Origin of the sequence: Gimesia sp. (assembly GCF_040219335.1) — a bacterium.
Lineage (GTDB): Bacteria > Planctomycetota > Planctomycetia > Planctomycetales > Planctomycetaceae > Gimesia.
This window is the reverse complement of the sequence record NZ_JAVJSQ010000022.1, coordinates 98,572-119,249: the sequence shown is the minus strand read 5'-3', so window position 1 is coordinate 119,249 and position 20,678 is coordinate 98,572. Positions and strand designations below refer to the sequence as shown.

Annotated in this window: 14 protein-coding genes; 8 read left to right on the top strand and 6 right to left on the bottom strand. The window is 53.4% G+C overall.

The window, feature by feature from the left end; genetic code table 11:
* Nucleotides 1–126: 126 nt before the first annotated feature.
* Nucleotides 127–1,506: an ammonia-forming cytochrome c nitrite reductase subunit c552 gene (locus RID21_RS19155; RefSeq protein ID WP_350191608.1), complete on the bottom strand. Its 1,380-nt coding sequence runs from the start codon at nucleotides 1,504–1,506 to the stop codon at nucleotides 127–129.
* A 41-nt stretch (nucleotides 1,507–1,547) separates the two neighbouring features.
* The gene (nrfH, locus tag RID21_RS19150) at nucleotides 1,548–2,048 is read right to left on the bottom strand and encodes a cytochrome c nitrite reductase small subunit (protein WP_350191606.1); all 501 of its coding nucleotides are present in this window, start codon (nucleotides 2,046–2,048) and stop codon (nucleotides 1,548–1,550) included.
* Nucleotides 2,049–2,288: 240 nt separating this feature from the next.
* On the opposite strand from nrfH, the gene RID21_RS19145 reads away from it, so the two are divergent.
* Nucleotides 2,289–3,146, top strand: a complete 858-nt coding sequence (locus tag RID21_RS19145; protein WP_350191604.1) for an alpha/beta hydrolase — start codon at nucleotides 2,289–2,291, stop codon at nucleotides 3,144–3,146.
* Between the two features lie 27 nt (nucleotides 3,147–3,173).
* Here the strand turns inward: RID21_RS19145 and RID21_RS19140 are convergent, their stop codons facing one another.
* Nucleotides 3,174–7,421, bottom strand: coding sequence for a PVC-type heme-binding CxxCH protein (locus RID21_RS19140; protein ID WP_350191602.1), 4,248 nt, complete (start codon nucleotides 7,419–7,421; stop codon nucleotides 3,174–3,176).
* Between the two features lie 69 nt (nucleotides 7,422–7,490).
* Nucleotides 7,491–8,753 (bottom strand): SGNH/GDSL hydrolase family protein, encoded by a 1,263-nt coding sequence (locus RID21_RS19135; protein ID WP_350191600.1) that lies wholly within the window; start codon nucleotides 8,751–8,753, stop codon nucleotides 7,491–7,493.
* A gap of 206 nt (nucleotides 8,754–8,959) precedes the next feature.
* Here RID21_RS19135 and RID21_RS19130 point away from each other — a divergent pair, with 206 nt between their 5' ends.
* Together RID21_RS19130 and RID21_RS19125 are read left to right on the top strand one after the other, a co-directional pair.
* Complete coding sequence (locus RID21_RS19130) at nucleotides 8,960–9,901, top strand: cysteine hydrolase family protein (protein ID WP_350191598.1); 942 nt, start codon at nucleotides 8,960–8,962, stop codon at nucleotides 9,899–9,901.
* Between the two features lie 47 nt (nucleotides 9,902–9,948).
* The gene (locus RID21_RS19125) at nucleotides 9,949–10,503 is read left to right on the top strand and encodes a suppressor of fused domain protein (protein WP_149343946.1); all 555 of its coding nucleotides are present in this window, start codon (nucleotides 9,949–9,951) and stop codon (nucleotides 10,501–10,503) included.
* 31 nt (nucleotides 10,504–10,534) lie between these two features.
* On the opposite strand, the gene RID21_RS19120 is transcribed toward RID21_RS19125, so the two are convergent.
* A complete protein-coding gene (locus RID21_RS19120) occupies nucleotides 10,535–12,052 on the bottom strand; it encodes an FAD-dependent oxidoreductase (RefSeq protein WP_350191596.1) in 1,518 nt (505 codons plus the stop codon).
* 266 nt (nucleotides 12,053–12,318) lie between these two features.
* Here RID21_RS19120 and RID21_RS19115 point away from each other — a divergent pair, with 266 nt between their 5' ends.
* The 5 genes from RID21_RS19115 to RID21_RS19095 all read left to right on the top strand — a co-directional run bounded on the left by RID21_RS19115 (nucleotide 12,319) and on the right by RID21_RS19095 (nucleotide 19,298).
* Nucleotides 12,319–14,697: a PSD1 and planctomycete cytochrome C domain-containing protein gene (locus tag RID21_RS19115; RefSeq protein WP_350191594.1), complete on the top strand. Its 2,379-nt coding sequence runs from the start codon at nucleotides 12,319–12,321 to the stop codon at nucleotides 14,695–14,697.
* 55 nt (nucleotides 14,698–14,752) lie between these two features.
* Nucleotides 14,753–16,111 (top strand): DUF1501 domain-containing protein, encoded by a 1,359-nt coding sequence (locus tag RID21_RS19110; protein WP_350191592.1) that lies wholly within the window; start codon nucleotides 14,753–14,755, stop codon nucleotides 16,109–16,111.
* Between the two features lie 94 nt (nucleotides 16,112–16,205).
* A complete protein-coding gene (locus RID21_RS19105; protein ID WP_350191590.1) occupies nucleotides 16,206–17,588 on the top strand; it encodes a sulfatase family protein in 1,383 nt (460 codons plus the stop codon).
* Between the two features lie 73 nt (nucleotides 17,589–17,661).
* A complete protein-coding gene (locus tag RID21_RS19100; protein WP_350191588.1) occupies nucleotides 17,662–18,300 on the top strand; it encodes a DUF502 domain-containing protein in 639 nt (212 codons plus the stop codon).
* Nucleotides 18,301–18,398: 98 nt separating this feature from the next.
* Nucleotides 18,399–19,298, top strand: coding sequence for a metallophosphoesterase family protein (locus RID21_RS19095; protein ID WP_350191586.1), 900 nt, complete (start codon nucleotides 18,399–18,401; stop codon nucleotides 19,296–19,298).
* 9 nt (nucleotides 19,299–19,307) lie between these two features.
* Here RID21_RS19095 and RID21_RS19090 read toward each other — a convergent pair whose 3' ends face one another.
* Nucleotides 19,308–20,636: a Trx7/PDZ domain-containing (seleno)protein gene (locus RID21_RS19090; RefSeq protein ID WP_350191584.1), complete on the bottom strand. Its 1,329-nt coding sequence runs from the start codon at nucleotides 20,634–20,636 to the stop codon at nucleotides 19,308–19,310.
* Between the last annotated feature and the right edge of the window lie 42 nt (nucleotides 20,637–20,678).

The following is a 20,678-nucleotide window of genomic DNA, read 5'->3' as shown; positions in this document are numbered from 1 at the left end:
TGAGGGCTGGTGCGATCTGAGCCGGGGCTGATCGCGGAGTGATAGATACATTCGATGGTACCCGGTACATATCAGCCAATCAACATGCGTTGTGTGATTTTGAGAAATAAGATTTAGAAATGTGATTCAGTCCTGCGCGGCCTGATGTAGCACGTTCTGTCCTTTGCGGGAGTAGTTGATCGACTCGCCCAGAATCCGGGCCGCCTCCTGACCTGCATGGAAACCGGATGAATTTTCGGCTTCGACATAGTCAACATAGAACGTGGCTTTGCGTTGCCACTGCTGGGCTTCCTTAAGCTTCTCAGCAGAGATCCCTTTCTTCTTCGCAGCGTTAATGTCATTCACCAGATCGATCACACTTTCCAGGGCAACCTCCACCAGTTTCTGATGACGGGCCTGAATCATTTCCGTGCGGGCAATCAGCTCTTTGTCGTCTGCTTTATGGCAGGTGCCACAGGAAGCATTCACATTCAACAACGGACTGCGGATATGGTGATCGCTGATCTTCATCGCCCCCACTCGTTTATACGCCATATGACAATCCGCACAACTGACACCGGCCCGCGAATGAATGCCCTGCGACCAGAGCTCGAATTCCGGATGCTGAGCTTTCAGCATCGGCGCTTCTGTTTCCGCGTGCGTCCAGTCTTTGAAGTTTTCTTCTTCGTAATATTCGTAAGCGGCATCGACCGTCAGGCCTTTCGCCCAGGGATAGGTCAGCCGTTTATTATCCCCTTTGAAATAGTATTCCACGTGACATTGTCCACAGATATAAGAACGCATTTCCTGCCGCGTGGCGTCACGGTTGACGTCATAGTCTTCAATTCCCTGCGAGGCCTTATAGGCGGCGATGCCTTCCATGAAAGCAGGTCGGGTGATTCGCAGTGCCATCGTCTCCGGTTCGTGACAGTCAATACAGGCCACGGGATGCTTTACATGGTCTTTGGCCTGCATGTAGGGCATGGTGTTGAGTTTCTCAAAACCCGCCATGATGTCCCCATCTCCGAGTTCCTTCATCGGGACGTACGTGGAAGCGTGACAGTGGATGCAGGTCCCGGGCTGGCCGACTTTCTGGCGTTCGGTATAGAGCTGATCGGTCAACATAAAGGCATGGCCGCGTTTTTCGCGATAATCTTTCGAAAAGGCATACCCGGCCCACATCTGTTTCAGTTGAGGAATGCGTTCCAGTTTACTGCGTGAAACAAAGTCACGCGGATCGGCATCGGTCGGTGCCTGGGGAATCGCCTCACTCCCTCCGTAAGTTGTCTGCACCATGTCGGCTGTTTTCAGATAGTCATCGTATTGCAGCGGAAAGTTTTTCCCCCAGACTGCGGGATCAGACGTGTTGTCATCGATCTCAACAACCCGCATCACTGTCGTACGGGCTTCCTGCTTGCGTTCGAAAATATTCGTCAGCAAAGCCACCACCCCAAAACAGAGGGCTGCAGAGATAACAGCCACCAGTAACAGGGTAGACAGGGAGATTTGTCTGGTAGACTTATTCATAATACGGTTCCACGTAATCGGGATATCAAATCAGATTTGACTCAGGTATCGTGCCCCACACTGGAATGACAGCGAATACACGCATTGGATTCCAGTCGCTCGGTTTTGTCAGTTTGCAATTCACCAATCGCGTTGATGTCGATCTGGTGCACAAGATCCTGGTGGCAGTTCCGACAGGCCTGCTCAGTGACACGTCGGTTGTAATCGGTAATTCTCAGATTCTCTTCGAAGTCACCGGTTGTGAACGCCAGTGAATGGAAAAATCCGTTCCGTGCCTTGCAGTAATACTTCGAGGCAACACCGTCGTGCGGTGCATGACAATCGTTGCAGCCCGCGAATTTCCCATGCGAGGATTTCAGCCAGGCATCAAAGTGCCCCTGCATTACATGACAGTTCGCACAGGACTGGGAATCGGCTTTGAGATAAGAGGCACCTTGTGCGTAGCCGAATGTGAATGTACCGACGCCCACGAGCCCACCGATCAGGATGGCAATCACAATCAATAATACCGTGGTCAGACGGGGGCGGGATAGCTTTTTCATGACGGAGCGGAGTCGTGAAATGAACAGTAAAAAAATGGCGTCAGCTGATGCTCAGTGTCGCGGGATTATCTCAAATTGCAAGTTGTATTTGAAATTTCTTTACAAATCAACACTTACATGCATTTCGCAAGAAAAATGAATCTGCCCTGCTACACCCGATAATGGAGGACCGTTATGATAGTCAATTCCGAGTCCATACCTGATTCCAACCGATGTTGATTCCTGCAGGAGATCTCAACCATGAAATATTTTCTACTGTCCGCCTTTCTGCTCTGTTCGTTGGCAGCAGCGCCCATTGAAACTCCCAAACCAGATGCACAAATCGCAGTCTGGCCTGATCGTCCTCTACTGGATCAAAGTGACGACGAAGTCAAATACAGTAATATCATTCGTATTACCAAAGTGAACCGGCCGGCAATTGAATTTTACAAATCTAAAAATGCCAAACCTGACGCTCCCGCCGTCGTCATTTTTCCGGGAGGTGGCTACAATATCCTGGCTTACGATCTGGAAGGAACCGAAATCGCGGAATGGCTGAATTCTATCGGCATTCATGCAGTGGTCGTTAAATACACGGTCCCCGGTAATCAGCGTGAACAGGCCCTGAAAGACGCCCAGCGTGCGTTAGGACTCGTGCGCAGTAAAGCACAGGAGTGGGGCATTAACCCGCAGCAGATTGGTGTACTCGGCTTCTCTGCCGGCGGACACCTCGCAGCAAACCTCTCGACCAACTATGAGAAGCGGAATTATGAACCCATTGATGCAGCCGATAAACTCAGCTGTCGTCCCGATTTTACCGTTCTGATTTACCCGGCTTACATCTATCAGGAAGATGACAAACGTAGGTCGGCTCCCGAGATCAAAGTGACCGACCAGACTCCCCCTGCGTTTATCGTCCAGACTCTCGATGACCGACGGCTGGTCGATAGCGCATTCAATTACACCCGTGACCTGAAAGACGCCAAAGTCGGCGCCGAACTGCATCTCTTTGCCAAAGGGGGGCATGGCTACGGTCTGCGACCTTCAGACAACCCGGTCTCCAACTGGCCCGATCTCTGTGGTGCCTGGATCAAACGCACGACAGCTCAACAGGACTGATCCTGTATCTAATCTAACAGTCGAGCCTCAGGGACCGCCGACCACTTTAAAGCGGCCCTGGGGCTGTTGTTCCGCTTTAAGGAACTCTGCCCGTAGACCAGTGTCCCCCCGCGCATCGCGGTCGATCTCGAACGTGATCTGACTCCGTCCGGAAGGGAGAGCCAGTGTTGTCATTTCAGATACGGGCACCGACGTCTCATTCAGCCACAGCTTGATCCCTTTCGCGGAATTCAGTTTTAACTGCACATTCCCGGCTTGTGTAACATCGACCAGCGCCATGGCACGTGTGACAGGCTTTTGCAGATTCAGATCAGCCACAGGCAGCGTGCCATTCACCATGCTGTAAGCAGCAACTCCTGAATCTGCCAGAGTTTTGATCTGGGAAGAATTTTCTGCTGTCATAGCCGCATCTGCACTCTGCAGACGCCAGCGACGCACCACCTGTGCTGCACTCGTTGCGTACGGACCGGGACGTCCGAGCTCGGTAACAAATTTGACCAGGTCCAGAAATTCCTGGCGGCTTTTCAACTTACTCGCGAGCCCCTGGGGCATCAGTGAAGGCAGCTTCTTCGTAAATTCAATCTGATCAGCGGGGATCGTGACCTGTTTCCCCTGCTGGGCTGCGTCTTTGAGTACCACCTTGGAATCGTCCTGCACCACCAGGATTCCGTTAATCACGCGACCTTCATCGGTCACGACCATAATGCTCTCGTAGAATTCCTTAATTACTTTGGAAGGACGCAAGAATGAATCGACAATATAATCGGGCGGCGAACTCGAACCGATGGCTGCCAGGTCCGGACCCAGTACAGGTCCTGCATTGGAAATGCTGTGGCACTTCATGCAGGCCAACTCGGCCCTGCGGAATATCAACTCACCCCGGGCGGCGTCCCCCTGCTCTCGGGCTTCACTGGCCAGATCGAGTACATTCTCTTTGAGTAGTTGCGCTTCCAGAGAATCCTGCATCACTCCCCCGCCAAAGGCATCGATCAAAGCCTTATTCGTTTCACCGGTTTCAATCAGATGTTGACGAATACGGGCCGCCATTTGAGCATTCAGCTTTGCCGATTTCAGCTGCTCTGCCAGAACCTCAGGGCCTCCTTTTCGTTTCGTGAATGCGGTCAGGAACCAGGCGGGATCAGAGTCCTTGGGATCCTGATTGAGAATGCCTGGCGTCAGACTGGCTGCCTCTTTGAGGTCATGCGCTGCCAGACCATAGATGCCCAGCAGACGCTGGTTGACAGGTTTCTGAGAGTTCGCGAGCCCCTTCAGATACTTGATCGAACCCGCATCGCCCAGCATTCCCAGCGATTCTGCTGACAGCTGTTTGATTTCTTGGTCAGTGTCTGCAGCATTCAGATTTCGCTGCAGTCGTCTGCCTTCACGCGTCAGTTTCCAGGAACCAATCAGCCGGGCTACTGATTTTTGCACAGGCACACCAGGCACCACCGCAGAGCGGCTGAGCATGGAACCGATGTTACCTTCGGGGACGACTCCCCGTTCCCGCGCAGCCCGATCCATCGCATCCAGCAAGATACTGAGTGCCTCGGGAGAGATGCCTTTCCCACCCTGTGTTTTGTATTCGCGTGTGACTTCCACCAGACTCAGCACCAGTGGTTCCAGTTGATTCGCATTGGCTTTTTCTGCAACAACCTGGGCGGGGCCTTTCAACAGATCAGCATCAATGCTGCCTGCATTGAGCAGATCAATAATCACGTCGATGGATTCATTCGACAGCAGATTCGCCAGGGCATAATTTTTATGTGCTGGCTTATCGAACTGAACCTTACCAGCCTGCTGCGCTTTGACCCAGTGTTCCTGTAACCCGTCGATCGTTAACTTCAGCGCGTGTTCCAGGTAGCGATCCATGGGGGCGTCGATGGCTTTGACCGCGATCGTGACCGAACGGGGATCGGGAATATAGCCTGCGGTCAGAATCGCTTCCAGGCGGACACGCGGATGCGCGTCATGAATTGCAGTTTCCAGTAGCTCAAGCGGATTTGTTACCTGGGCATGCCAGTAACGCAGCACACGCAGTGCAGCGGCCCGGGCACGTGGATCCTGGGCTTCCAGTACCTCTCGCAACAGTTTTTCATTCACGACTCCAATGGTCTGATAGCACCAGAGCGCTTCCAGGCGATGATGATCGTAGTTCGGTTCCTGGGGAGCCAGAGTCAGCAGCCAGTCATCCAGGGCTTTTTTCGCCTGTTGCTGGTCCGCATCATAGAGTACTCGCCTGACCTGTTGACGCGTGAAGCTCTCCGGATCTCTCAGGTGGTTCACTACATCTTTCAGGGGGACGTCGGTTAGTTGAGGACGCTCAACCAGCGGACGTCCCTTATAGGTCACCCTCCAGACACGACCATGTGTCGTGTCGCGCCGTTCATCCCGAAAGCTGTGTTGCATGTGACCAATCAGTGGATTGTACCAGTCCAGCACATAAGCGGCTCCATCCGGTCCCATCTTCAGATCGACGGGGCGGAAGTAAGAACTGCTCGACTGTAGTAAAGGCTCCAGCCCTTTGACCGAATAACCGGCTCCATCATCGGTGACTTCATAACGCGCGATTGAGTGTGTTTTATACTGGTTGGTCCAGATCTCTCCCTGGACTTCCGGGGGAAAATGGCGGCTGGCGACGAATTCGCCGCCACACTGCTTTGTTCCTTCGCCGCTGGCCTCGTAACCCAGCTTGGCGCGACTGTTCGCGGTCAGTGGTGCACTGAAATAGATGCGCGGGTTGTCGATCACGAACGACTGTCCCCAGTCATCGAACATGTGCCCCCAGGGATTCGAAGCACGATAATCCGCAAAGACATTCAGCTTCAGAGTGCGTGGCTGGAATTGAAACACGCCTCCATTTTCCAGGCGGACTGTACCATACGGTGTCTCTACCTGAGTATGCATGAAGGTCCCTTCCTGGAAGTAGAGCCAGCCTCCTGGTCCCCATCGCCAGGCACTGATTGAATGGTGATTGTCTTCCGTGGCAAATCCGGTCAGAACCACTTCCCGATGATCGGCTTTCCCATCTCCATTCGTGTCTTTCAGGAACAGGAGATCTGGTGCGTTGGCAACGTAAACGCCCCCGTCACCCAGTTCCAGTCCCGTCGGCACATAGAGCCCGTCGGCAAACACCGTTGATTTATCTGCCTGTCCATCATTGTCGGTGTCTTCCAGAATCACAATCTGATCGTTCGGTTTTTCTCCCGGAGAAACCTGTGGGTACGAGGTAGAACAGATCACCCACAGTCGCCCCTGGGGATCCCAGGTCATGTGAATCGGATTGACCAGCATCGGTTCGGCGGCGAACAGGTTCACTTCATAGCCAGGCAGCAATTGGAATGTCTTACGTTCCGTTTCGGGAGAGTGATCCTGCGTCAGTTCGAACGGTCGTTTCAGATTAGGAGCGGAATTCGCAACCGCCAGTTTTTCCGGAGTTGTGCCTACAGGCAATTCCAGGCACCAGTGCACAGCGTTGATCAGCAGGCGATTAAAAGCGTCCAGCCGAAATGAATCTTCATGTCCCAGCGTGGTGGTAAAGACACGACTGTCCCATTCATTCTTCCACGTCCAGGCAACGGGCCAGCTCATCTCGCCCGTCAGTTCATAAGTGCCAAACTGGTTTTTGAAGATCCCTTTACGTTTGGAGTTTCCTGTACCGGTCAAGAGCGGTGTGGCATCCGCAGGGATATCTGCCTGATAGAGGACACCGGGGGCCAGAAATTTCGCTGCGACCCCGTTCAGAATGTTATGATCGCGATATTCCAGCACATGCTCCACAACTGTTTCACCTGTGAGGTGAAAAAAATATTCGGAACCTAAAACGCGTTTGCCGAATCCCCGGTTCCACTCTTCCAGGGGATGCCCTTTTTCGTAATCGAAGGCATGCGTGCTGGTCCGCAGACCGATCACCGGTTTTCCGGATTTGATGTAGTTCTGAATGTGTGCAAACTGCCGCGGCGGTAGTTGCAGGAACCGCATGAAAAATACAGCCAGATCCGCCTCTTCCAGGACTTCCAGCCCCGGAAGTCCTTTCTGGTTACGTTCGGGATCACCGTCAGGCAGCACCACGGTCGTCTTGAAACCATACTGCTCCAGCCGCTTCGCGAATGCGGGCAGCGTTTTCTGTGGTGCATAATGGGTTGTCCCCACCACAAACACCACATGTGGTTGCGCCGGTTTCTGATCAGCAGCGAAAACGGATTGTGTCATCACAAAGCAGATCGAAGTCAGAATCAGTCCCAGGCAGAAGCGGGCTGAATAAGTTGAGTTTCGCATGAGTCACTCTATATATCGAATTGAAAAGTTTCAGTAATGATGGGGAAGTCTTGTCAGGTCGATTTGTAATCAGTCGACTCGAATCAGTTCCCATTTTGCTGCTTCGATGGGTCGAGCCTGTTCCTGAATCTTTTTCTCTCGAGACTGGATCAGTTCGTCGAATGTTTCCATCTCAGGTGGAAATGAGACGGCACCGAACGGCTTCGTGCGGCGACCGAAAATATACTCGGCGTTGTGTGCACGGTAGACATAAAAGAAGAGCTCATTCTTACGGTTGATGGTAGAACGAAGATCGGCCACCTGCACCTGAGACGGCAGGTTCAGCAACACAATGCCCCGGTCCCAGTCGCTTGCAGTGCCTGTCACAATCACAGTTCCGCCGACCACCAGTCGATAATTGCCCTCGGGTAATTGTTTAACGCTCAGGCGAGGTTGCCGGGCCAGCAGATCGCTGTCCGCGATCGCTCCTTCCGGCGGTACAGGGATCGGCAGGAGCAGCGGTTTCACGATGAATTCAATCTGGTCCGTCTTGAGCTTCTGCTGTGTGACCTCTGCATTGGTCGTTTCGATGTTCTGGGATTTCAAATCGATCACCAACTGAGGACTCGTGACCTCCTTCGCCAGCAAGCTGTCTGCGATCAGCTGACTCACCGCCCAATAGCCGTACTGGTTGAGATGGATGCCGTTATGGGTCAGCTTCTGCGAAGGGTTTGCTTCCATCAGTCTGGAAGTCGCATGATACAGGTCGACGAAAGGCAACTGGTGCTGTTCCGCTACGGACAGCATCGTTTTTGTATATGCAGCCAGACTCTGATTATGGTCTGCAGGATCAGGCAGTGGTGGTCCCATATTTTCATGGGCGATGGAGGAGAGGATCACCACACGCGGCGCAGTTGAACCATTATACTTCTTTGACTTCAGATGCTTGAGGAACTGTTCCCAGTGTTCGCGATACGCTTTCACCTCGCTCCGACCGGCGAACGATTCATTCATGCCAAAACAGGCGATAATCACATCCGCTTTCTCTGCTGTGAGATGGTCATCCAGTGAACCAAAATTCAACGGACGAGGCTGTAACGTCAGCGTGTCGCCTGACCAGGCCAGGTTGCGAAAGCTGAGTTTGCTGACCGGCGCTTGTGCCGTCAGCAGCGTTTCCAGGTAGTTATATAACCGCAGTTGGTCGGCGAACGTATTACCAATAAAGACAATGCGATCCCCTTCCTGCAATATCAGCCGTTTTGAGGGACTCTGATCTTGCTCTGCCGCATTGATTGCAGGGATAGACAGCAGGAGGCTGCTGAGCAGCAGCATCCATCCGATTTGATTGCGCATATTTCCAAATCCTGAAATTTCGTCACTGGAGAGGAGCGATTTCTGTTAGCTTGTTCTATTATGAATGGCAGACAGAGCAAAGGAAAGCCTGTCTTTAAAACGAAGGAATGCTCATCTGGAATTAATAAATCAATTCCGATTGAATTGTGCAGACAGCCCCAGCACAATGTGAGCGGTATTCACTTCCCCGAATAGAGGTAAGAGGCATGATGTTACATCCCGATCCCCGCTCGCGACGTCAGTTCCTGCAATCAATTCTGCAGGGCAGCCTGGCCGGTGCGCTGACTCCTTCCCTGGCTGGTTTGCTGGCGGAAGAGACGACTGAGGCAACCCGCCAGATTCCGCCAGTACCGGGAGTATTCTCCGTCGAATTGAGAAAACGGGGAAAAGAGGACTCCGCGCCTGCTCAGATGGAAACTGCTGAATGGAAGGCTTCCGAAACCGCCATCATTATCTGCGACATGTGGGCCGATCATCCCTGCAAGCTGGCTGCACATCGGGTCGGCCGGATGGCCCCCCGGATGAATGACGTCATCTCGAAAGCCCGCGATCGGGGTGTCGCCATCATTCATGCACCCAGCGGGGGAATCCAGCTCTATGAAGACACGCCTTACCGCAAACGAATCAAAGAAGCCAAACCGGCCCAACCTCCCGTCAAAATCCAGGGCTGGTGTTATCTGAATCCGGAAAAAGAAGGACCGCTCCCCGTAGACGATACCGTCAAACGCACCGATGGTCCCATCCGGGGCTGTGATGATCCTTTCCCGACCTATCAACCCAATCACGATCGACACGAACATCCGGCGATCAAAATCATCGGCTATGATGTCATCAGTGCTAATGGACAGGAAATCTATAACTTCCTGGAACAGGAACAGCGGAAAAATATCGTGCTGATGGGCGTGCATACGAATATGTGCGTGCTGGGACGACCATTCGGGATCCGACAGATGCGTTACCTCAACAAAAACGTGGTCCTCTGTCGTGACCTGACCGATGCCCTTTACGATCCCCGCGACAAACCTTACGTCAGCCATACCAGGGGGACCGAAATGATCATCGAACATATTGAACGCTACTGGTGCCCCTCGATCCTCGGTAAAGATCTGACTCAGGTCATTCCAGGATCAGATAACCCGGCCAGTTGAACTAACTACAACACCATCACTACTCGCTCTCAAGGATAAATTAATAAGTGGACACATTCGAAACGAACTGGCTCAAGGCATTAGAAGAACGCTTTGGAGAGATTGATGGAATTGTTGAAGTTCAAGCCAATGACGACCAGCCCGAGATCAAAGTGATCTACTTTGAGAACCTGCCTGAAGAGGGAACCCTGACTGCGGTTACCTGCGGTCTCTCACAGGCCTCTCATCCGGACTGGGAAGAAGGATCCAAACCAGAATTGATTGTTTCTCTGGATACGAAGGACCAGAGCTGGGGCTTCGCCGCCGGGTTCTTTGCCTCCGCGTTCTTCAACGAAAAACGATTTTCTTATGGTGACATTTTTCAGATCGACGATCCGATCTCCGAAGAAAGTGAGATGAGTGCGTACTTGGTATTCGCTCCATCGTTTCTGAGTCAGGAAGAAGCGACATTCGAACTGCCCGATCGAACAATTCATCTACAGGGGCTCTATCCACTGTTTGAATCAGAAATTGATCTCTACGATGAAATCGGCCTGGAAAAGTTCTGGCACCTGGACGGTTTTGATCTATACGACGTGAAACGAAAACCTGCGACCGCATAAGAGCACGGCAGCAGGGATAAATGGAGGGCGGTCACTGGTTGTTTGATTTCCCCAGGATTTCTCCCACCAGGCGACCACTGGTAAGTGCCCATGCGATGTGCAGTCCGTGTCCCCACAGCACCTGTCCGCCCATGCCGTTACAGCCAATCGCGTATAAGCCGGGAATCGGATCACCATGCTCGTCCAGTGCCTGCAGTCCGTGGTTGATCGCTACGCCCCCTTCCGTTGTGGTGAAGTAGGCCTTCGCCGGTCCCAGCAAAACCCAGCGATTTCCGGCCAGCGGTTCAGTATCACCAGTCCTCCCAAACGGATCTGCCTGCTGGCCTGAGGCATACGCATTGAATTGGGCGACGGTGTCCTGTAAGTGAGATGGATCAAGCTGGCGTTGATTCGCGAGTGCTTCCAGTGAACCTGCAGCGGCACTCACATCGGGACGTAGTTTCAGATAATCTTCCACGTACGCATAGGCGATCTTGGGCGCAGTCGAAATAAAATGCGGCCACTCGCTGTAACGGGCAGCGATGCGTTCATCCAACAGAATATAAGCCGCTTTATTCTCCTGTTCCGAAATCGCAATCTCCCTCTCCGGAGAGACTCGCTCGTTGCAGAAACGCTGCCCAACTGTATTCACGAGGATCGCACCATCGTCAAACAGTGCATTTTCCGGATGCTGCCACGTCAACAGCAGTCGCTTGATGCGCCAGTTAATCAAAAATTGAGGCAGATAAGGGACCAACCGCCCCATCAGTTGCGCCAGAAATCCGCTGGTAGGCAGCAGTTGTTCAAACGGATCACCCGGGGGCGGCACAAAACGGAGTTCCGGGCCATAGGTGATCTCCATGTTCAACAGTTGCGCACCCGTCTGTTCTGCCAGCAGATGACCATCGCCACATGCTTTGGGATTCACCCCTTCGATCGAGCGAAAACGATCTCCCTTGAATCGTCCGATGATCTCCGGGGCATTCGCATAATCGCCCGCTGCCAGTACGACGCCCCGTTGCGCTCGGATCGTCTGTCGTTCGCCTTGAATCTCAGCGACGACTCCCGTCACTCGCCCCGCTTCTCGAAGCAGTTCGACCACTGGTGCATCGCAGACAATCATTCCCTGTCGCTTGAGAATCTGTGTCTGGAAAGCGGCGATGTAGGCTTTCGCATTCGGCACAATATTATGCATTCGGGGCACACGGTTGGGAGGCTCAGGGTTCGGTCCATGAAAGTGCAGCCCCAGATCGCGCAGCCACTCGAGGGTCTCTGCGGTTTGTCCCAGAAAGAATCGCCGCATCTCAGAATGGTTCTGTGCTTCAATCTCAGGTGACGCGAACAGACCAGCGTCGGTTTCATGATCATCGGGATTGTCTTCGATCCCTGCGGCTCGTTGCAGGCTGGTATCATTACCAGTAAACGATCCGATGGCCATCCCCGTGGTGCCACCCAGCTGCGACTGCTTCTCCAGCACAAGTACCCGGGCACCGAATTCTAAAGCCCGCGCAGCAGCAGCCAGTCCACTGCCACCACCTCCGACGATCACAACATCAAATTTATTCTGCACAAGGTTCACTCTCTGTTGAATCACAATTTCGGGGCCGTTCTGCCGCTCATCGTAGCAAAACCACCGGTCACATCAATCAGATAGACTGTAGCGATCAGTGTTCCACTTTTAAAAATGCTGGGCATCGTCCTCAAACAGGACGAAGATATATTTAAGGTTGTTGACTTAAACACATCAACAAAGTATGATTTAAGCTTGTTCACTAATCTTGCCTGTACGCGCCTGGTCGCGTATGACTTTTCCCACCTGATTAGAATTCGTCGGCCATGCGTAAGTTGCTCACCCCGCTCACTGCCGTCTATTGGATCATTGCGATCGCTTTCTATCCCGCGATCCCTGCCTGGAGTGCGAACAAGCCCTCCAAAAACATGCATCCGCAGGAACGTGCCTTCTTCGAAAATAAAATTCGGCCCGTTCTGGTCAAAAAATGTTATTCCTGCCATTCCTCAAAGTCGGAAGAACTGGGGGGAAAGCTGCGGATGGATACCCGCGATGGAATGCGCGTCGGAGGAGAATCTGGCCCGGCGTTTGTCGAAGGACGCCCCAATGAGAGTCTGCTGATTCAGGCACTCCGTTATGATGGTCTGGAGATGCCCCCGGATGAGCCGCTGTCAGAAGCCGTGATCCAGGATTTCATTAAGTGGGTAGAAATGGGTGTCCCCGATCCGCGCGTCGAACAACCGGTGGTCGCCCGGAAGCCCACTGCAGAAAACGCGGCTGCGAACCCGGAACTCTGGTCATTCCAGCCGGTGAAGAACCCTTCACCACCGTCGGTGAAACAACAAGACTGGTGCTTTGATCCAATAGATCGGTTTGTCCTCTCCCGCATTGAACAGGCTAAACTGCAACCCACGCACGATGCTTCACCCGTACATCTGGTCCGCCGCCTGTATTTTGATCTGACCGGCCTCCCCCCCACGGCAGAGCAGGTAGAATCATTTCTGAACGATTATGAACAACATCGACAACAGGCGGTAACGCGACTGGTTGATGAACTGCTGGCTTCACCTCATTTCGGTGAACGCTGGGGACGGTACTGGCTCGATGTGGCCCGCTATGGTGAATCCAACGGCAACGATGGATTGGGACGTAATCCAACCTTTCCCCATGCCTGGCGGTATCGGGATTATGTCATCCAGGCTTTCAATGACGATGTCCCCTACGATCGGTTTCTCACCGAACAGATCGCCGGCGACCTGCTTTCAGCCGAGACTCCCAAAGAACGGGATCGTCTGCTGATCGCAACAGGCTTCCTGGCCATCGGTGCTAAACCTGCCAAGGCAATGAACGTCAACTTTGATATGGATGTGGTCGATGATCAGATCAATGTCATCAGCACCGGCGTCATGGGCCTCAGCGTCGCATGTGCCCGCTGCCACGATCACAAACACGATCCCATTCCTGCCAGCGACTATTATGCCCTGGCCGGTATCTTTCTCAGCACCGAAACCATGTGGGGTTATGCTGCCAATCAACCTTTGACGGCTCCTGAAACACCGCTGCACATCCTGAAAGCCAAAACCCACTATGTCGCACCGCCCGACAGTGGCGTGAAGCCGGTTGTCAACAAACGGGCTCAATCCCGTAAGAAAAAGCCCAAAAACGTTTATCCGGCTGGTACCGCACTGGCGATGGGCGTCCGTGAAAAGAAAAAAATTGTTGACTGTAAGATCAATATCAAAGGGGAATCCAAGAAACTGGGCCCCCAGGTACCCCGAGGTTTTCTCTCGGCCTGCAAGGTAGATCAGGCACCTGAAATTACTGACAAATCCAGTGGTCGTCTGGAACTGGCCCAGTGGCTCACCTCCGCCGATCATCCCCAGACGGCACGCGTAATGATTAACCGCATCTGGCTGAATCTGTTTGGTCAGGCACTGGTACGCACTCCCGACGACTTCGGCGTCTATGGAGAACGCCCCACACACCCGGAACTACTCGATCATCTGGCAACCCGCTTTCGCACGGAAGGCTGGTCGGTCAAACAGCTGATTCGTGCGATCGTCCTCAGTCATACCTATCAGCTCAGCAGTTTCTGCGATGCAGAAATTCTCGAAGCCGATCCAGAGAATCGCCTCCTCTGCCGACACAACCGTCGACGTCTGGATGCGGAATCACTCCGCGACAGCATTCTGGCAGCCAGTGGTCAGCTCAATCGAGAACCTGCACGGGGCTCAGCGATTGCCAACGTCGATGAACTGGTCAACAAGGTCAGTAATCTGCATCTGTCTCACAATCATCGTAGCATTTATCTCTGCATGCTCCGTCATTCTGATCCCCCCGAACTCTCTGCATTCGATCTTCCTGATTCCACCAAACCGGTAGGCAAACGCAATGAAACGACCCTGCCGACACAGAGCCTGTTCCTGCTCAACAGTCCGTTCCTGGTCGAGCAGGCAGACTGGTTTTCCAAAGAAGTGCTCTCCGATCCTGAACTCGATGAGAGCGGGCGCATTCATCTGGCTTATCGTCGTGCTTTGAACCGGACTCCAAACTCAGCAGAACTCGAGCGGGCTCTGGCATTGATCCATGACGTAGACCAGGCACTCGTATCGGAAATCTCACAAGAGGAACTCCGGAGGGTCGCAGTCTGGGCCACACTCTGCCAGGGACTGCTCAATACAAATGAATTCCGCTACGTTGATTAAATACTGAGAAGATAAATCCAAAAAGAGAAAAGAAGACGACACAAGGAATCCTGCCATGCTCGGAATCTCGCGCCGCGAAATGTTACGATCCGCCTCCTGCGGCTTTGGCTACCTGGCCATGTCGGCACTCTGTGGGCAGAATTCGTTTGCAGCAAGTTCTGCGACGGCGCCCAGTCTTAACGCCCGGCCTCCTCAGCTACCAGCTCGCGCGAAACGGGTCATCTTTCTCTGCATGAGTGGCGGACCGGCTCAGCTCGATACATTCGATTATAAACCGCAGACCGGCAAAAAGAAGCACGCCGGATCGGTGTTCGATTTTAAACAACATGGTGAAAGCGGTCTCTGGATTTCCGAGCTCCTCCCCGAAACCGCCAAACACGCAGATAAGCTCTGTGTCCTCAACGGCATGTATGCGGACATCACAAATCACGCCCAGTCATTCCTGCAACTGCACACCGGCGATCGCTTGCGACCCCGCCCCAGCCTGGGCTCGTGGATCGTGTATGGGCTGGGAACAGAGAATCAGAATGTGCCCGGGTTCATCAGTCTCTTTCCTCGCAAACCATCGGTTTATTCCAGTGCCTTCCTCCCCCCCGTCTATGAGGGAACCCCAATTGGCTTGAATACATCCGATATGTCGAAAGCGACAATCAATAACATCGCCAGCGATCACCTGCCGGCCCGCGTGAAACGTCGTCAGCTCGATTTCGTGCAGGCCATGAATCGCGAGCACGCCACGCGTCGTCCAGACGATTCCCGCCTGGAAGCCGTCATTCAGTCCATGGAACTGGGTTTCCGGATGCAGGTCGCTGCTCCCGAACTGCTCGATCTGAGTAATGAAACCAAGTCGACTCTCGAGCGTTATCGTGTCGGTCAGGGCAAAGTGGTGGGAGCCTGTGGAGATTCTGACTTCGGTCGTCAATGTCTACTGGCGCGGCGTTTCGCGGAAGCTGGCGTCCGTTTCATCGAAGTCAATCACGGCAGTTGGGATCAGCACAGTAACCACAGGGCCGATCTGACCGCCAACTGTGAATCAACGGATGCACCGATTGCCGCCTTACTGGAGGATCTCGAACAGCGTGGTCTGCTGGAAGAGACACTCGTTGTCTGGGGAGGCGAATTTGGTCGCCCCGGCCTCGTGCCGGAAAACAAGAAAGATGGAACCGGACACAACGCCCGCGGCTTCACATTCTGGATGGCCGGCGGTGGTATCAAACGGGGACTGGCCTACGGTAAGACTGATCCGACCGGAGCCCGGGCCATCGAAGGGAAAGTTCACTTCCGCGATCTGCACGCCACTATTCTGCACCAGATGGGCCTGCAGCATGACAAGCTTACCTTCAAACAGGGGGAACGGGAATTTCGTCTCACTGGTACCGAAGGGGGTAAGGTCGTCAAGGACATTATTGCCTGAGCCCGGCTTTTCTATACAATGGTGAGTTAGTCACAGAGGGATGATCTTATTCCCTGTTTCGCTGCCCGAATAAACTCACTCTGGTAAGAATACGATGCAAAGACAACACTTGCGCTGGTACCTCATTTACCTCCTGTTTCTAATCACGCTTGTGACACCTCTGCATGCAGGCGAGCGGCCGAACTTCCTGATTATCTTTACCGATGATCAGGGCATCCATGATGTCGGCTGTTATGGCAGCGAGATTCCCACGCCGAACATCGATCTCCTGGCAAAAGAGGGGCTGCTGTTTCGGCAATACTATTCTGCCTCCGCAATTTGTACCCCCTCCCGGTTTGGGCTGCTCACAGGACGCAATCCGAGTCGCTCACGCGACCAGCTGCTCGGCGCTTTGATGTTCATGAGTGACGTCGATCAGAATCGGGGCATCCAGCCGGGTGAGACGACTATCGCGGAAGTCTTGCAACAAAACGGATACCAGACTGCCCTGCTCGGTAAATGGCATCTGGGGCACGGCACTGAATCCTTCCTGCCGGTCTCTCACGGTTTTGATCTATTTCGCGGCCATACCGGAGGTTGTATCGATTACTTCACAATGACCTATGGAAACATTCCGGACTGGTATCACAATCGTCAACATGTGACAGAGAACGGGTACGCCACCGATCTGATTACCGAAGAAGCAGAACATTTCCTGAAAGACCAGCGGACGGCGGAGAAACCATTCTTTCTGTTCCTGGCGTATAACGCGCCCCACTTTGGCAAAGGCTGGTCTCCCAAAGCTCAGGAACCGGTAAACATCATGCAGCCGCGCGGTACTGACCTGAAACGGGTCTCCTTCATCAAAGACAAAGTCCGCCGCGAATTTGCCGCCATGACGGTCGCCCTTGATGATGGTATCGGCCGTGTCATGTCGACCCTGAAGAATAACGGTTTGGATGAAAATACAGTGGTGATTTTCATGACCGATCACGGCGGCGACTACGTTTACGGCGGCAGTAATCAGCCGTTTCGAGGGGGCAAAGCAACTCTGTTTGAAGGGGGTATTCGTGTGCCCTTTATCATGCGCTGGCCCGGCAAGATTAAAGCCGGAACTGAAACCAGCGAAGTCACCTGGGCGCTCGACCTGTTCCCCACCATCTGCCGCCTCGCTGATGTAGATACCAGCAGCCTGACTCTGGACGGTCGTGATATTTCGACACTGCTGACTGAGAGGAAGCCGGTTAGCTCCAGGGAATTCTACTGGCAGTTGGGGCCCCATCAGGAACTGGATCGAGGCCGCTGGACCGCTGTCCGGCAAGGGGACTGGAAATACCTCGAGGACGCCCAGGGAGCAGAATTTCTGTTCAACCTGAAAACAGATCCCTATGAAAAACAGAACCTGATTAAAACAGAGCCGGAAAAATATCAGGCACTCCAGCAGCGTCGGGATGAACTAGCCAAAGAACTCTCACCCCAGGCACAACCCCGCGAGTAATCATCGCCTCCTAAGTATTAAACTTTCCCCAGTCAGATTAACACCGCTGAATCTACAGAGACGAGATCCTTTTATGGAACAGCATGTCACACACGTTAAAAAGAGTTTTGGCTTTCTGAAAACCACCGCCATCGGGGGGCTGATCTTTCTGTTGCCCCTGATCGTCATCGGAATTCTGGTGGGGGAGATTGCTCCCATAGTACTGGCGATCGCCAAGGTGCTGTCCAATTCCAGTTACATCGACACAGAAAAACCTGCCGACGTCGCACTCTTGTTTGCATTGTCGATTGCGATCGTCGTGCTGATGTGTTTCTTAGCAGGGGTGATTGCCCGCTGGTCCATCGGACAAAAACTGTCCAGGTTCATGGAAAAGAATCTGATCATTCTCTTCCCCCGATATGCCATCTATCGTGAGCAGCTCAAAGGCAGTATTGGCGGCGAGCATAATAAACCGGAGTTGATTCCGGTTCTGGTCCGCTTTGACGATGTCACCCGGCTGGCTTTCGAAGCCGAACGTACGGAAGGTTCACTCGTTTCCATCTTCCTGCCCGGTTCCCCCGATCCCTGGACGGGGAATGTGATTTTCATGTCACCAAACAGAGTCGAACGACTCGACATTCCCTTCTCCGAAGCACTGGGGATCTGTGAACGGATGGGGCGCGAGTCGCTGCATTTTCTGGAACAGCCTCCCCAACCACTCACGGAAAATTAATTCAGGTTTCGGTTTCGTCTGGTTCGGGGGTCGAGTAGGATAATAGCTCTACCAGTTTATTCCTGCCTCTAAACTTAATCCATCAGGGAGTATTTCCCATGCCCGTGCATCTGCCCGCCCAGAACCGTCGCCAGTTCCTGCTTACTCTCGGAGCTGGTTTCCTCACGTATTCTGCTGGTGCCTTTGCCAAAGATTCACAACAGTCAGATATTATCTACCTGCTCAACGACACCCATATCGGTGAGAAGCACCCGGAGAATTCTCCCGTGTCCAGTCATCTCCGCAAAGTAGTCAGTGAACTGGTAAGCCTGGAACAGAAGCCAGCCTGCGTTCTCATCAACGGAGACCTGGCACTGCGGGATGGTCAGCCCGGTGATTACCGTCATCTGGCGAAACTGATTCGCCCCGTGCAGGAGGCAAAAATCGACATGCACCTGACCCTGGGGAACCATGACGAACGCGATGTGTTCTACAGCGTCATGCAGGAAGAACAACCAGAAACACCGCCGGTTAAATCGAAGCATATTTCCGTGGTGCAGACACTGCACGCGAACTTCTTTCTGCTTGATTCGCTGCATAAAACCATGGTTACCCAGGGAACGCTGGGAGCAGAACAGCGTTCCTGGCTGGCGAAAGCCCTTGATGCCCACGCCGATAAGCCGGCCATCATCATGACGCACCACAATCCCCGACTGGGAGGCGATCCCAATCATTTCCCGGGTGGCTTAACGGATTCGGTCGAACTCTGGGAAATCCTGGCACCGCGTAAACAGGTGAAAGCTTACATCCATGGACACATTCACCATCGTAGTAATGCCGAGCATAAAGGGATTCACATCATCAATACTCCAGCGACCTCCTATGTCGGGAATCCCAAAGCTTCCACGACCGGCTGGACGATCGCGAAACTGAGCCCCACGGGCATCACACTCACCACCCGTACAACCGACGATCAACATCCCTGGAATCACCAGAGCCAGACACTCACCTGGCGTTAAGCGAACCGCTCATTTCTGACGGGGCAGACTCAGCTTAAGCTGTTTCCCGCCCCGGAAGACAGTGACGTTTACCGTCTCTCCCGGTTGATGGGAGTTAACTCCGTAAGCTAACAGATCGGTCTCGCGGGCCAGGTTGGTTTGTCCGTCAAAGCCTGTGATAATATCTCCCTCCTGAAAGCCCCGTCGCCGGGCGGTGGCATGCAGACCATATTTGCCCAGACCCCGAATTCGCAGTGCCATCGATGCATTTGCAGGCAGACCGGCTGCCGTTCGTTCTTCCGGAGTTGTCTCTTCCAGGATCGCCCCTCCCAGTACCATCCGCCGCATCGGCCAACTGCTCACGCGCCACGACAAATCATCGGCTCGTTTCCAGCCGCTGGGTAAGGCAAGCGTCAGCTGTTGTATGTTACCGTCACGTTTGATCTCTGCCGTCAACTCATCCTGGCTCTCTGCGCGATGCAGGATCCACTGAATGTCTGCGATCGAGAGCAAGGGTTGACCTGCCAACATCAGGATCTCATCGCCGGGCTGAAATCCTGATTTCGCAGCAATCGACGCCGGTTTGACTTCTTTCACCGTCGCTTTTTCAGTCGGATCCAGAATCAGACCCAGGATTTTAGGATGCGGATACTGAAACAGGATTCGTTCCGGCAGAGGTTTTCCCTGTCGTAGATAAGAGTCTCGCTGTGCATCACCAACCTGATGACAGTGGATGCAGCTTTTGACTACTTCTTTTTTCTCGTTGATCTGCGACCGGTATCGTCCTTCCAGCAGCGGATACTTTTCTGGCGAAGGAACGTCGGGGCGAGGCCCCTGCTTGGCGGCCAGAGAATCTTTCACTGAGTCATATTTCGCATGCAGTTCCAGTGCCCCCTGCATCGCCTTGGCCAGTCCCTCGATCGACACATCTTCGGACCAGAGTGTATGATGCGACCGTGTGCCAAATCGTCCATAGATCGTACGATCCGCATTCAGCAGAAACACCGCAAATGACTGGTCATAATCGTATTGAAACAGGGAGAGATCCAGACCATTGGTCGAGATCTGCCGCACCCGCACAAACTGATCCATCAGGGGCTTCAGCTGAGGATCTTTTTCCATCAGCTCCTCATCCAGTTTGACACACTCTTCACAGGGAATGCACCGCAGGACAACCAGCATGGGGCGTTTTGTCTCACGTGCCTGCTGGAACCCCCGTTCCAGATCGTTATAGATCCAGTAGCCCGAGGCTTCCACTTTCTCCCGATCCCGACGCACCTTTTCTTCGCGCGTCTGGGCCTGGAGTAGTGAACCAAAAGTCAACACACAAAGTACACAGACGCAAACGTTCCTCAGCATAGTACTGTCTCCATAAACCGGCGGGTGGGAGTATGTCAGATG